This is a genomic window from uncultured Methanobrevibacter sp. (assembly GCF_946184425.1).
Lineage (GTDB): Archaea > Methanobacteriota > Methanobacteria > Methanobacteriales > Methanobacteriaceae > Methanocatella.
In genome coordinates, this window is sequence record NZ_CAMHFP010000001.1 from 80,425 (window position 1) to 97,912 (window position 17,488).

Annotated in this window: 1 protein-coding gene; it reads left to right on the top strand. The window is 34.8% G+C overall.

All coding sequences use genetic code 11. From position 1 onward, the window contains the following. Positions 1 to 626: 626 nt before the first annotated feature. Positions 627 to 16,568, top strand: coding sequence for an Ig-like domain repeat protein (locus Q0P94_RS00240; protein ID WP_295112203.1), 15,942 nt, complete (start codon positions 627 to 629; stop codon positions 16,566 to 16,568). Positions 16,569 to 17,488 lie beyond the last annotated feature (920 nt).

Here is a 17,488-nt window from a genome sequence, read left to right on the forward strand (position 1 = left end):
ATTTTGTGATTCAATTTGGGGGAGTGTAGTTTGATCGACAGATGGACACTTGACTTCTAACCATCTTGGATATTGTAGTTGTAAAAAAATTTTAGCCAATATTAAAAAATAATTTACTTTAAGTTATTGTATAAATTTACAATATAATTTTCATTATTTCTTTAAAATGGTCTTTATTTCATATTTATATGTTTTAAATAGCTTATTTTTCATCATTAAATTGGAGTGATGGAATATATGTTTATTTTCTTAATTTTTACCTAATTTTGGATAAATTACAGATTTTAATTGATTTAAATGGTTGTAATGAAAAAGGGCAATATATACTGTATATTTTTTCTGTAACTCTGTAATTTGTCTATTATTTTCTATTAATATTGGTTCTCATTTAATTATTTCATTCAATTTTTAATATTATATAATATTAGTATATTTTTTTATATTAAAAATTTATTTTTGAATAAAATTTATAATTTTTTCTAAATTATGAATAAAATTTTATATTTTTCAAAATTTTTTGATATAGTAATAATTATATAGTATGTTTATCTAAAATATATATCAATTTTAGACAAATATTGTGTGAAAATATATATTACATATTAAAATATTGGAGATTAATGTTTATGAACTGTAAAAAAATTTTATTGATATGTTTAATATTATGTCTTGCGTTCACAATATCTGCAGTTTCAGCTGCCGATGTTAATGCGGATGATACAAATAAGACATTGGCGACTTCCGATGAGGAAGTTGTTGGAGCAAGTAATGATTTATCACTCAGCTCGATATCTGGAGAAGATATTTTAAAGACGGGTGGAGGATCATTTACGCAGTTGAATGAAAAAATAAATGGGGATAATTCAGCTACAATCGATTTGGAAATGAATTATACTTATACGTCTAGTGATTCCGCTTATGTTAACGGAATAAGCTTTACAAAGGCAATAACAATAGACGGACATGGATATACAATTGACGGAAACAATCTGGCAAGAATATTTGCAATTGGTTATGATGGCCATGACCATTCAGGTACAGTAGGTGCAGTTGTATTAAAGAATATCATATTTGCAAATGCTTACAGTAATTCAGGTAATCAGAATCAAGGTTTTGGTGCTGTAGAGTTTTATGGTGTGAATCCTGGATCCACACTGCTGATTCAAAACTGTACCTTTTTAAACAATAAGGCACCTACCTCTGCAGCATTGTCACTAGGATACAGTTATGATAATATTGTTAACATAACAAACTGTACTTTTGACGGCAATACTGCAACTTCTTTGGGCGGTGGAGCTATAAGACTTAGAAATAATGTTGCCAATTTAAAAATTACAAATTCCGTATTTAAGAATAATAAAGCTTCATCCTCTGATGGTGGGGCAATTCATATTGCAAGTAGTGGTGCGGGTACTTTAATAAAAAATTGTACTTTCACTTCAAATGAAGCATATACATTAGCCGGGGCAATATCCTGTTCAGTTGATGAATTAACTGTTGATAACTGTTCTTTTACCTCAAATTCTGCTACCAATTTAGGTCGTGCTGGAGCTATTTATATAACCGGTAAAAAAGCATTAATAAACAATTCAAGATTCACAGATAATTCTGCAACATACAACTCTAATGTTTATGGTGGTGGAGCTATTGAAGTAGGTAGTGCTTCTGTAAATTCAGTAATAAATAACTGTACTTTTATAGGAAATCATGCCCAAAAAGGTCATGGCGGTGCTATCACTTCTCAAAATTCAGTAAATCTAACAATAAATAATTCAAAATTTGAAAGTAATTATGCAGGTAGTGGTGGAGCATTGTTCTTTGAAAGTCCAACTGATTTGATGATGTTTAACAATACTTTTAAAAGCAATTATGTTGTTGGCCAATTCGGTGGAGCAATCCATTTCAATACTAAAACTACAAATGTACATTTATTAAATTCTTCCTTTATCTCAAACCATGCTACCTATGGAAGCAACGGTCGTGGTGGAGCTATCCGTTTTGACAGCGGAAATGATAATTCATTTAACTATTTCTACATCTACAATGTAGACTTTATTGATAATCATGCGCTGCAGGAAGGAGGAGCATTTTCACACAACCAGAGAGGAAAATATTTCTACTTTGAAAATTGTACTTTTATTAACTGTACCACAACTGCAACAAAATCCGATGTCTGGGGTGGAGGTATGTATTTCAATGCTATCGATAGTAAATTGAAAAATATCACTTTCATCAACTGTTCCTCACAGAAAGGAGGTTCATTAGCTATCAAATGGTCTACCAATACCATATTTGAGAACATTACTATTATCAATTCCAGTGCAGGATTAGTAGGTGGTGCTGTTGCGGTATGGGACAGTAATTCTGTATTTGCCAATGCAACCATTATTAATTCCTCAGCAAAGGGTAATGGTGGTGCTATATACTGGGGTTACATGTATGGAGGTTCCCGTCCTACCGGCGGTAATATGTATAATGTAACTATTATAAATTCCACTTCCTCTGCTAATGGTGGTGCCATATACTGGCTTGAAAGTCAGGGTACTTTAAGGTTAATCAATATCATTAATGCATCTGCTCAGAATGGTGGTGGGATGTATATATCAGGCGAAAATATTGACATATATGATTCCAATATCGCCAACTCCACCTCTACATATGATGGTGGTGCATTGTATTTCAATACCAATTATCATAAAGTAACCAACTGTACTTTCGAAGGGTGTAATGCTACAAGATATGGTGGTGCCGTTTATGTGGGAAGTTATATTTACATATACTTCTATGATTCAACATTCAATGACTCTTATGCATATAATGGGGGAGCTTTCTATTATGCAGGTTCTGCAGGTACTATTGTATCAATTCATAATTCCACTTTCACCAATAATATAGCATCTCATAATGGTGGTGCAATATACTATGTTGTTGTTGATGATACAGGTAGTGATGATACAGTAATATATAGGGATTATAATAAATTTGATGGTGAAGGTGACATTAGTGCAGGCAGAACTACACTTACTATGAAAAGTAGTGCAGGTTCTACTTATGTAAAAAGGATTGATGACTGTTACTTTAAGGATAATGAAGATTATATATTGGCAATGACTGCTAGCAGTGCTACCGATACTGTACTTGGTACTGTAATAGTGTCCCGTCCAAAAGATCCAAACGGTCATGATTTCACACTTGTTATTAATATCACTAAAGATGATGCGTTAGTCACACAGATAATATTGGATTCATATCAGGATTATGTAGATTATTTCAGAACCGCAGGATTTGTTGTAAGTACCAGGGTAAATTTAACACGTGACACTGAATATAATGTGACTGTAGGTTTTGAAGATAGTGCTTATCTCTACAAAGAAGCCAAATCCAGCTTTAGAACTGCCGATACCTTTGAAAGAGGGGATTTCAAAATTCTTCAGAGGTTAATCGATGAAGCTATTAGCGGCAATAAAATCGTTAATCTGACAAGAGATTATATTTTCACAGCAGTGGAAGATTGGGAAGGTAAAGTCCAAGATCCGGATGACTGGTGTATGAATATCACCGATACAATTACAATTAAGGGTAATGGATACAGTATCGATGCGTTAGCATATGCAAGAATATTTAATATTACCGGAGAGAATGTAATTATAAATGATGTAAGGCTTATTAACGGTAATACCAGTGGAATTTACAATGACAACTTTGTGCATACTGGAAAAACTAAAGCATATGGTGACGGTATCCGGAAAGGTGGAGCTATATTCTGGGCCGGTAAAAACGGTGTAATAAATAACTCTGTTGTTTCAAATAATTTTGCAGAATACGGTGGAGGAATATACTTCAATTCAACTGCTACAGACTGTAATGTCACCAATAACATATTCTCAACTAACAATGCTACTAAAAACGGTGGTGCTATAGAGTGTAACGCTTCAAACATGCGTCTTTACAACACTACATTCCAATTGAACCGTGCTGAAAACGGATCTGCTTTATGTAGGGAAATCAGTGCAACTGGAGGTTCCGGTAAAAACAATACATTCATCTCAAATCACGCTACTAATGCCGGAGCAGCCCTTGCCTGGATGAGAGCAGAAAACATCTACATTGACACTTATAAATTCAAAGATAACACTGCAGGCTTCAGTGGTGGTGCAATCTATGTAGGTATTGGAAGTACCAACTGTACAGTTTTCAATTCCACATTCGTAGGAAACAATGTAACCAGTCTGAGTGAAGGACATGGTGGTGCTATTGAATGGTACGCAGACACCGGTAGAATCTTAAACTCAACATTCACAAACAACAATGCTTATACTGGTGGTGCAATATATGTTGGAAAAGACCCTAACAAAGATGATGCAGGACACATTAACATCACTAATTCCGGATTCATAGGTAATAATGCCATCACTTTAGGTGGAGCTATTGACTTGGTAGCATCTTCCGTAGCAGTAAATAACAGTTATTTCAGGGAAAATACAGCTGGAAACGGTGGTGCAATATTTGCAGGAGGAACCGGTGACAATAACTATGTCTATTCAGCAGTGTTCATGTACAACAATGCTACAGTTCGTGGTGGTGCTGTGAATTGGAATTCGACTGCTGGCCGTATAGAGAAATCCAATTTTACAGGAAACCTTGCTGAGTACGGTGGAGCAGTATACATTGGAGGATCATCTCCAGACAGTAGGATTGAAAATGTAATATTCAAGCAGAACAACGCTACCAGAAACGGTGGTGCTATTGACTGGAACGCAACAGGAGGTCAGCTTTACAACACCCAATTCATTTCAAACTATGCGGGAGAATACGGTGCGGCATTATGCAGGGAATCCGGTGCTACTGGGGGATCAGGTAAAAACAACACATTCAAATACAATCATGCAGATATTGCCGGTGCGGCTCTTGCATGGTTAAACGTAACAGGAATCCATATCAATGACTACAAGTTCTACTACAACACTGCAAATGCAAGCGGTGCAGCAATATTTATAGGTAATGGAAGTGACAACTCTGGTATTAACGGTTCAGTGTTTGTTGGAAACAACATTACTAATGAAACAGGGGGTCATGGAGGAGCTATTGATATAGTTGCAGACAATACAAACGTTACAAACTCAAACTTCACCAACAACAATGCATTCTATGGTGGTGCAATATTTGTAGGTAGTAAATCAGGTAGTACTCATATTGCAGATACAACATTTAGAGATAACACTGCAGAAGTGGATGGTGGAGCTATTAACCTTCAGGCATCCGGTGTAACATTAAACGGCACTAAATTCGTATGGAATGTTGCTCATCGCAATGGTGGTGGTATCTATGTTGGTGGTGTAGGTACAACCAATAAGATTTATAATTCAAATTTCACATCCAATGTTGCATACAATAATGGTGGAGCTGTCTATTGGAGAGCATATGCTGGTCATATAGAATACACTAACTTCACTTTAAATTCAGCTATCAATGGTGGTGCAATATACCTTAACGGTGTTTCAAACAATACCAACATTACTCATGCAATCTTCACAGACAACAATGCTCTTGGAAACGGTGGTGCAATAGACTGTAACTCAACTAAAATGAACCTTACATATACATTGTTCGAATCCAACTATGCAGGTGCATACGGTGCAGCATTATGTAGGGAACAGGGCGCTACAAACGGTTCAGGTCATCACAATGAATTCAAATATAATCATGCAGGAATTGCAGGTGCGGCTCTTGCATGGTTGAACGTGAAAAATATCACTATTGATTACTATAATTTCACAGGAAACTATGCCGATGAGATGGGTGGTGCTATTTATGCCAGTGTCGGCAGTGACAATTTCACAATAAATCACTGTAACTTTAAGGATAACAATGTAACCAATGCCGCTGCAGGTCATGGTGGTGCTATTGACATCGATTCAGACAATAACAAAATCATAAACTCCAATTTCACAAACAACAATGCATATGATGGGGGAGCAATTCATGTAGGCAGTGCTTCAGGCCACACAAACATTACAGATGTAACATTCAAAAAGAACAATGCCTTCCATGATGGTGGTGCAATTAACTTGGAAGCATCCGGTGTCAGATTAAATAAAACTAAATTCTACAACAACACAGCAGGAAACAACGGGGGTGCTGTTTATGTAGGTGGTGTAGGTACTACTAATGTGGTCTTCGATTCTGACTTTGAAAGCAATAAGGCAGGAAACCGTGGTGGAGCTGTTGACTGGCTTGCACAGAAAGGTGAAATCAAATACACTAATTTCACTGATAATGAAGCAGTATACGGTGGTGCTTTATATCTGAACGGTGCATCAAGTGGAAGTGAACTTTCACACCTGATATTTAAAGACAACTTTGCTTCCAAAAATGGTGGGGCAATTGATTGTAATGCAACTTTAGTAAACCTTACACATACCAAATTCGTTACAAACACAGCTGAGTTTGGTGCAGCATTATGCAGAGAAAAAGGCGCTACCGGAGGATTCGGTGAAAACAACACATTCGTTAAAAACCATGCAACCAAATCAGGTGCGGCACTTGCATGGTTAGGTGTAAGTAATATTCACATTAACAATTACACATTCACAAACAACACTGCAGACTATAGTGGTGGAGCAATCTATGTAGGTCCTGGAAGTGACAATTGTATTGTGGATAACTGTTCTTTCGATGAAAACTATATTTCAAATGCTATTGAAGGCCGTGGTGGAGCCATTGACTGGATTGGAAACAATGGTACTGTAATGAACACAACATTCAATAAATGTATCTCCATAAATGCCGGTGCAATATATGTTGATGATAAATCAGACAACATGACAATTAAAAATGTCTCATTCACTGAATGTAACTCCCTAACCAATGGTGGAGCACTTGTTTTAAGAGGGAATAATGTAACAATTCTTGATTCAAACTTCACTTCATGCTCTGCTAGAGATTACGGTGGTGCAATAGCAGGATTCACCTCTGATAATGCCAACATTACAAATATTCATTTCAAATATAATGTTGTTGGAATTCGTATCGATCCACAGGGTGTTCCTTATGGTGAAGGCGGTGCAATATACTGGGAAAACTCTAAAAACATCACAGTAAAAGATTCAAGTTTCGAATCCAACGAAGCACACTTGTCAGGTGGATCAATTTCCGCTGATAACTGTAATGATTCATTGATCTATAATATTATAACTCATGATGAAACTGCATTTAGAAACGGAGGATCCATTGCATGGGTTAACTCTGATAATGTAACAATTAATAAAGCCACTTTCAACGATTCAGGTGCTAACTATAAAGGAGGAACACTTTACCTGTCTAATATTAATGCAACAGTTAAAAATTCATTAATCAACTACACATGGGCATCATGGGACCGTGGTGGTGGAATGTATGTCGATGGAAATGTCACAATCGATACTGTAAAATTCAATGACACTCATGTGGATGAGGATAATGCCTCTGCAATATATTTCAACTCAGGAATATCAAGAGTCATCAATTCCACATTCACCAATTCATTCAATTCAATTGGAATTGCAAAAGGCGCTAATGTAACTTTAACTCGTAATAATATTACAGCAGATGACCCAAACAAATCCCTTCCATATTTAGAGGACAACTCTACTTTAGGAGTGGAAAAAACAAAATATTCCATTTGGAACGACGGTGACTTGTATCTGGAGAGAAATAACTTTGATTATCTGATATTCAACAATGGAATAATCCACACACAAACCTACATGGACATTTTGGCAAATGATACATGGGATGTAACCTGGAATTCAACATTCACATTCTTTGCCAACATTACTGATGACAACAACAATTCAATCATTTCAGTTAAAAATCTGAAAACATGGAACAATGAGAGTATGGGAGGATATTTCAACATGTCCTATAATCAGTTCAAGACAAACACATATTATCAGGCCAATTTCATAATTTATGGAAGCGACATTGGACTGGCTAAATGTACAAACAGATCAGGTACAATAAACGTTAAAATGCCTATCAAAATTGAACTGACACATACTGGTGACCCTGATGGTGATAGAGTTGTAATTACTGCTACAATAACTCCTAAATATACAAGCAATTACACACTTTCAGGTAAAGTCCACTTTAAGATGGGAACTGCAGAATATGATGCTGATGTTTTAAATGGCGTTGCAAAATGGTTAGTTGCCACAGCTGAATGGAATTTAAATAATCTTGCTGAAGGAACCCATAAGGTAACTGCAACATATGATGAGGATGACCATCATTTGGGAGCTCAAAATGAAACTTCATTTTTAACCAACTTGCGTAACTCTTGGTTAATAGTTCATATTAACAGTGTTGCCTATGGGGAAAATGCAACAGTAACCATAACTACAAACTCCAACGGAACAGTCAGATTCAATTTACATGGTAAAGATAAAGTAATTGTAGTTCCTACAATCAAAAAAGGTGAAAATTACGTAGGTGAATTTAATTTAACAAAAGAAAACTATACTACAGTCGGAATACACTCTGCAGGTGTAGTGCTTGAAGCAAATGAATACTATGCGTTTAATATGAATCAAACTTCATTTGAAATATATTGCTTAAACACTACCATTCATGCAACTCCAACAACTTCAATTAAAGTGGGCCAAGTTGAAACAATTACAGTTCAGCTTAATGAATCCGCAAGAGGATTTGTTGAATTATCATTAAGTAATGGTGATTCATATTATCAAAAAGTGAACTCCACGGGTGGAGCTCAGTTCAATATTGTAGGACTTCCTAATGGAACATATAGGGGAACTGTAACCTATCTTGGTGATGACATATTTAATGGAAACCACACTGATATTCTATTCATTGTCAGTGAAACCGATGATTATAATATTACAGTAAAAGTTAATAATGTAAAACTTGGTGGAAATGCTACTATTTACGTAGTCTTACCTATGGGTGTTAGTGAAAATTTAACAGTTTATGTAAATAATACAAAATATGAAAATGTCACTGTCAATAATGGATTGGCTATTTTAAATGTAAACAATACGGTTCTAAACGCTCCTGGACAATATGTGGTCAATGTAACATATCCTGGAGACGGTGTTTATGCATTGAACTACAATAATGGAACTAAATTCAATGTTTTAGCAACTGATGACTGGACATTAAAACTAAATGTTGAAGCACATCAATACGGTCAAAACACAATATTTACAGTCACATTGCCAATTGATGTTGAAGGCAAAAAACTAAATCTGACAATAGATGGCCTAAACCACACAGTCACAATAAATGATGGTGGTGTCGGTACTTTGACATTGAACAATATTTCAGGTGGCCTTCACACAGTAACTGCAAACTACACTGGTGACAGCAGGTATGTGACAAAAACAAATTCAACAAACTTCCTTGTTGAAAAAGCAGCATCAACCACAACTATAACTCATGATGTGAATGGTGATGTAAAAGCTACTGTCACTACAAATGCAACCGGAACAGTAACATTCTTTGTAAACGGAAGAAACTACACAGTTGATCTTGTAAATAATGTTGCTTTATTGGATAAGAATAACTTAACAATTGGAAACAATTCAATTGTAGCAATCTATAATGGAGACATCAACTTCACTTCATCAAAAGGCTCTAAAAACATTACAATTGCTAAAAACACAGCTTTGGTAAATGCATCTGCAACTAATGAAACTTACGGCGTTCCAACTGAGATAACCGTTAAAGTTCCTAAAGCGCAAACAGGATATGTAACAATCACAGTAAACGATACTCTTGTGAATGTAACTGTTAAAATCGTAAATGGTGAAGCTAAATTCAATGCAACAGGTTTAGGAATCGGCAAATACATTGTAAATGTAACCTATTTGGGTGATGAAACTTATGATGTGGCTACAAATCACACTTACTTCAACATTACAAAGAATAGTAATCTGGGCGTTGATGTAATTGGTCAAAATGTCACTGTCAAAGAAAATCCAAGCTTTGTGGTCAATATAACTGATGACTTTAGTGGAAAAGTTAACATTACCATTGGTGGTGTAAGCTATTATGACGATGATGTAAAATCATTAATTGGCATTGATAAATTGCCTGCTGGAACTTACATGGCTAATGCAACATTCTATGGTGATAGCAATTACGGTAATAAGTCTGTTGAAGTTGAATTCAAAGTCTCAAGAGTAACTCCAACCATTAATGTCACTATTGATGATGTAACTTACCCAACCAAATCAATAGCTGTCGTTAATGTATCTGATTATGCAAATGGTACAATTAACATTACTGTTGACGGAAAAGTATTCAACGGAACAGTTACAAACGGTGTTGCTACAATTGACTTGAAAGGATTATCTGCAGGCGTAAAAGATGCTTTAGTTAACTTCACAGCTTCAGATGATGACAAATATAACTTTAATGCAACAGAAAATGTAAAATTCCACATTGTCAAAGCAAAATCAACAATTGTAATTACTCAGGAAAACCAGAATGTAATCGCAACCGTTACTCCTGGAGCAACCGGAAATGTAACATTCTACATCAACGGTAAAAAATACTCAAAAGAAGTAGACAACGGTAGGGCAATATTGGAAAATGTGCTCTTAAATGGAAACAACACTGTTGTTGCAATCTACAGCGGTGATGCAAACTTCACAAGCGCTTTCAATGCAACAAACAATACGGTTAGCCTTAAAGATGCTTTAGTAAATGTCTCTGCAACTACTGTTGTCTATGGAAATGATTCTGTAATTACTGTTAAAGTTCCTAAAGTCCAAAAAGGATATGTAAGAGTCGTAGTTAACGGAACAGACATTGATGTTGTTCTGGAAATTAAAGACGGAATTGCTACATTCAACGCAACTGACTTGAAAGCGGGAAGATATAAAGTAAATGTGACTTACTTAGGTGATGGAACTTACGGAATTAAAGAAAACTCCACATACTTCAATATTTCCAAAGCAAACTTAACCGCTTCAGTAATTGCTCAAAACGTAACAGTTAACGAAAACATTTCATTTATCGTATCAGTATTGAATGACTTTAATGGAAATGTGAGCATTGAAGTTGACGGTAAAATATATAATGGAACTGTAAAAACATTTATTGAAATGGAACAACTCTTAAAAGGTGCTAAACAGGCTACAGTAACATTCTATGGTGATAATAATTATAACATTAAAGTTATCGAGCCAACATTCACAGTTTCAGCTGTTGAACCTACTATAAATGTAACAATAACAGATACAACTTATCCAAACAATGCTACAGCTACTGTTAAAGTATCCGGAAAAGCTAATGGAACCATTGAAATTAAAGTAGGAGATAAAACCTACACTAAAGAAATTACCAATGGCTTGACTGTAATTGAATTGGATGGATTAAATGCAGGTCTTAAAGAGGCTAATGTAACATTCACAAGCAGTGATGACTACAACTTAAATGCAAATGCGTCCTATAAATTCTTCATCAAAAAAGCACAATCACACATTGAAATCAATGTAACTCCTAGCGGATTATCTGCTGGTGGTGATGCAAAAATCAATATTACTGTGTCCTGTACAGGTAAACCTGTTGTATATATTGATGATCAAATAATAAACGATAAAGAATTGGAAAACAATAGAATAATCATTGATAAAACAAAATTAACTGTTGGAAAACACACTGTTGTAGTATACTATCCTGGAGATAACAATTACGAAAGCTCATCTGAATCATACACATTCACTGTAGATAAACACGAAGCTATGGTAAATGTGACTGTTAAAGACACTCCATACAATGAAATGGCTCAAATTACAGTGGAAGTTCCTATTGCTCAAACAGGTTATGTAACAATAACAGTTGCTAATAAAAACTACACTACAAAAATCGATAAAGGAGTCGCAGTATTCAATGTAACTGGATTGGATGTTGATAAATACACTGTAAATGTGACCTATGAAGGTGATGAAAACTACACTGTTCAAACAAACGACACTACATTCAATGTAACTCAAATCAACTTAAAACCAACAGTTTTAGCAGTTAACGTAACTGATGCGATGAACTCAACATTTATAATTGTTGTTCCGAATGACTACAAAGGACAAGTAACAATCACTGTTGACGGTGAAACATACTCTGGTAATGTAAATTCAATTATTCAAATGGGTAAACTCACAGTCGGTGAAAAAGAAGTTCATGTAGTATTTGCAGACGATAAAAACTACAAAGGCACAGAATTGGATGTAACATTCAATGTGACCAAGGCAGAAAAACAATTGCCTGTAACTACAGTTGTAAACAGCACAACAGTAGTTGTAACAGTGCCTGAAAACGTAACTGGAAACGTTACTGTTGTTCTTCCAAACGGAACAAACAAGACCGTAATAATTGACAATGGTAGTGTAACAATCACTCTTGAAAACATGACTCCTGGCGTCAATAACATTACTGTAATCTACACTGATGGCAACAATACAGTTACAACAAATGCTACAATAACTGTTCCAAAATACGACACTCAGATGAATGTAACAGTAACTGAAGCTAAAGCGGGTGGCAATGCAACTGTAACTGTCGAAGTTCCAATCAATGCAACTGGCACAATAATTGTAACTCTCGACGGTAAAACATACACAACAGATAACATTACAGGCGGAAAAGCTATCATAACTATTGAAAACCTAACTGCCGGAGACAAGACACTGATAGTAGAATACAGTGGAGATTCAAACTACTCTGCTAATTATACATTATCTAACTTCACAGTATCTCCTGGAAAAGTTGAACCTGACATGAATGTGGTTGATTTAGGAAATGGTACTGTGGTAATTGTTGTTGGTGATAATGCTACTGGTAATGTTACTGTTAAAGTGGGAGATAATATTTATAATGCTACTGTGATTAACGGTACTGCTATTGTTAATATTAATAATGAAACTCCAGGTATTCATGACATTGAAGTAATCTATTCAGGTGATGGTAATCATACTAATGCTACTGCAAATGCCACTGTCACTACTCCTAAATATGATTCAGATGTGGATGTAACAGTAACTGAACTTGAAAATGGTACTGTTGTTGTTAATGTGGAAGTTCCAACTAATGCAACTGGTAATGTAACAGTAAATGTAGGTGGTAAGGAATATGTCACAGAAGTCAAAGAGGATGGTAAAGCAACAGTATATGTAGATAACATAGCTCCTGGAAACCACACTGTTGTGGTTGAGTATTCAGGTGATGACAATTACTCAGGCAATTACACCATTTCAAACTTCACAAAAGAAGCAGGCAAATCAGATGTTGAACCTGTTGTAATTGATCAGGGCAATGGAACTGTGGTAATTGTTGTTGGTGATAATGCTACTGGTAATGTTACTGTTAAAGTTGGAAACAATACTTACAACGCTACTGTAATCAATGGAACTGCAATTGTAAACATTGGCAATGAAACTCCTGGAGTTCATGAAGTTGAGGTAATCTACTCCGGTGACGATACTCATACCAATGCAACTGAAACAGCCAATATCACAGCTCCTAAGTATGATACTGGTATTAATGTTACTGTTGGCGAAGCTAAAGAAGGTGAACCGTTCACAATAACTGTTGAAGTGCCTCAAAACGCTACTGGTGATGTCATTGTTAATGTCGGTGGTCAAAACTACACTGGAACTATTGAAAACGGTAAAGCTGTTGTAACTGTTGAAAATGTATCTGCAGGCAATCATACTATTGCTGTGGAATATATTGGAGATGATAACTATAACGGCAATTACTCAGTTTCAAAGGTAACTGTTGAACCTGCTAAGGTCACTCCGGATGTAAGAGTCATTGATCAAGGTAACGGAACTGTTGTGGTTGTTGTAGGTGACAACGCTACCGGTAACGTAACCATTAAGGTTGGAGACAAGGAATACAATGCTACTGTTGTTAACGGCACTGCTGTCGTTACTTTAGATAACATTACTCCAGGCGAGCAAAACATTACAGTTGTTTACTCAGGTGATGATACTCACAATGCTACAACTGCTAACGCTACAGTAGTCGGACCTAAATATGATGCTCCTGTTGATGTAAATGTCACAAAAGACGGTCAGACAGCTACAATCACTGTAACTGTTCCTGAAAATGCTACAGGTAATGTGACTGTAACTATCGACGGTCATGAATATCCTGGCACTATTGAAAACGGTAAGGCTGTTGTAACTGTTGATAATTTAACACCTGGTGACAAGACAGTAATTGTAGAATATTCAGGTGATGATAATTATGCATCTAACTACACAATTTCAAACTTCACAATTGACCAGCCTAAGGTAGATTCTGATGTAAAAGTCATTGATCAAGGTAACGGAACAATTGTAGTTGTAGTAGGCGACAACGCTACAGGTAATGTGACTGTAACTGTCGACGGTCAAAACTACACCGCTGAAGTCATCAACGGCACTGCTGTTGTAACTTTAGATAATGTAACTCCTGGAACACATGAAATTGAAGTAGTCTATTCCGGTGACGATACCCACAATAACGCAACTGCAAATGCAACTGTTGATGTTTCAAAACGCTCAACTCCAATAAGCATTGATGTAGAAAACATTAAAGTTGGAGATAAAGCAGTAGTTAAAGTAACTGTTGCAGAAGACAGCGAAGGTAATGTAACAATTGAAATTGACGGTAAAAAATACACTGAAAAAGTCATTGAAGGTGTTGCAACATTTGAAATTGAAGGTCTTACTGCGGGCAACAAATCTGTATTTGCAGTCTATAATGGTGATGAAAAATACGAAGAAAACTACACATCTGAACAGTTTGATGTAGGTAAAGTTGATTCAAAACTAACAGTTTTAATCAAAGATATCAATGTTGGTGAAAATGTAACAATAACTGTAGAAGTTCCAAGTGATGCAACAGGACAGGTGCTGATAGATATTGATGGTATAGGATACTATCTAAACGTTACTGGTGGCAAAGGAACCGCTGAAATTCCACGTTTACCTGCTGGGGAGTATAATGTAACATTAACTTACACTGGTGATGATAAATACTTATCTTGTTCAAATACTACAACTGTTAAAGTATCCAAACTTGAATCATTCGTTATTCCTATTGCTTATAATATTCAGGTTGGCGAAAATGAAAACATTCGTCTCTTAGTTCCTGAAGATGCAACTGGAAACGTTACTGTCGTCATTGATGGAGAAGCATACAACTTCAATTTAGACACTGGAGTGCTTGGTGCAGTATACTCAGAAGGTGCGAAATATAATGTGGCCATAAGTGGAGGAAATGGTGAACTTGTAATATCTGGACTTCCTAAAGGGGAATATACAGTAAGTGTAATGTATAATGGTGATCAAAAATACCTGCCTGCAGTAAACACTACAATATTTACAGTATCCAAAGCAACAACACCTATGGATGTGGTTGATCAGGGCAACGGAACTATTGTTGTAACCGTACCTGAAGATGCAACCGGAAACGTTACTGTAAAAGTTGGAAATGAAACATACACTGCGGAGGTAAAAGACGGCAAAGCCATTATTACACTTGAAAACACTACTCCTGGAAAACATGATATAACAGTTGATTATTCCGGCAACAATGATTATTCATCCAACTCTACACAGTTGGTTGTGAATATTCCAAAATATGAGACTCCAATAAGTGTTGAAGTTGAAGACATTAATGTAGGTGATGTTGAAATAGTCACAGTAACACTTCCTGAAAAAGCAACAGGTAAAGTGACAATTGAAATCAACGGAAAAGAGTACACAACAGATGTTGATAATGGAAAAGCAATATTCAAAGTTCCAAATTTAGCATTTGGAAATAAAACTGTTGCTGTAAAATACTCCGGTGACGATTCATATAATGACAACTATACCACAGGTCAGTTTGTTGTCTCAAAAGTCCCTTCAAGTATTTCTGCAGTTGGAAAGGATATCACTGTTGGAAAAGATGAGGTAATCATTGTAACTGTTCCGTCAGATGCAACAGGTAAAGTTATAATTACTATTGGTGGTGTAGGATATTATGGAAAAATTATCAATGGCAAAGCTAAGATAATAATTCCAGAGCTTCCTGCTGGAAAATATTCTGCAACAGTAACATATGAAGGTGATGACAAATACCTGAAAAGTTCTGCTCCTGTAAGTTTCACTGTCAATAAAGTTAAAGCTCCTATTAAAGCTGAAGCTGATGACATTAAGGAAGGTGAAGATGCAACAGTAATTGTTCATGTTCCAAGTGACGCTACAGGAACTGTAACCATTACAATTGACGGAAAACAATATACTGCCAATGTAGACAATGGTATTGCAGTATTTGTAATTCCTGGCCTGACCAGAGGAGACCACAATATTTTAGCATTCTATTCTGGTGATGAAAAGTATGCTGCGAATGACAATATAACTGATATTGAAGTTCTATTCTCTCAGCCTGACGGTCCGGACAATCACAGCAGTGAAGGTAAACATGCTGGTGCTGGTGTCATGCTGTCTGAGTATGCAACAGGTAATCCGATACTTGTATTGCTTTTATTGTTGATGATCGGATTAACTCCGATAAGAAGATTTAAAAAATAATCTTCTTTTTTTATTTTTTTTCATCTCGAAGATTTTGGATGTTATTTTTTGCTATTTTTTCATTAGTTTTCTTTGAATATCTTTATTTTTAAATTGGAAAAAATCTATTAGATATTTTATTTGATAATTAAAATTTGAATTTTTAAAGGATATATCGGTTAAAAATAATCGATGTTATTAAATTTCATATTAAAGAACTGAGAATTGCCCAAATTCAGTATTACTCTAATTCTTCAGAGTAATAATTTTTAAATTTCTTAAATTAAACTGTTTAAATTCTATTGTTTCTTTATTTTTGGGCTAATTTATTGTTATTTTTTCTATTGCTATCTAATTTCTTACTAATTTTTCTATTTTTGTATATTATTTTATGTTTATTTCAAATTTAATCTAATTTTTTTGTAAGTTTTATTTTACTTGTTTAACTTTTGTTATATTTTTTATAATATTTTTTTAGTTTGTATATTATTGAACAATAATTTTAGAGCTTTTTTTAGTGGATTTTATTACTTTTCAGCCAGTTTTAATAACGGTTTCCATGTCAACTTTTTCCAGTATTTTGTCATAAAAACTGAATTTTGTATAGGTAATTTTAATTTTTATATTAGTTTTAAAATATTTTTCTAATTTTTTTATCATTGTATAAAATATTGATTTTTTATTAAAAAACATTTAATTTAGGTTTATCTAACTTTAAATTTTTTAATTTTTTTAGATTTCTGTTGATAATTTTTTTATTTATGTTTTGTATAAAAATATAATGTTTAATTTTTTTTATAAATTATGTTTATTTGTTTATTTATTATTGTTTTAATGTAAAGTATAACCTTTATATATAATTATAATCTAAACTAAATATCACTATAAACTCTCCATGTTTCCAGTATAATGGAACAAAAGTAAAATGGAGGGGGTGTATT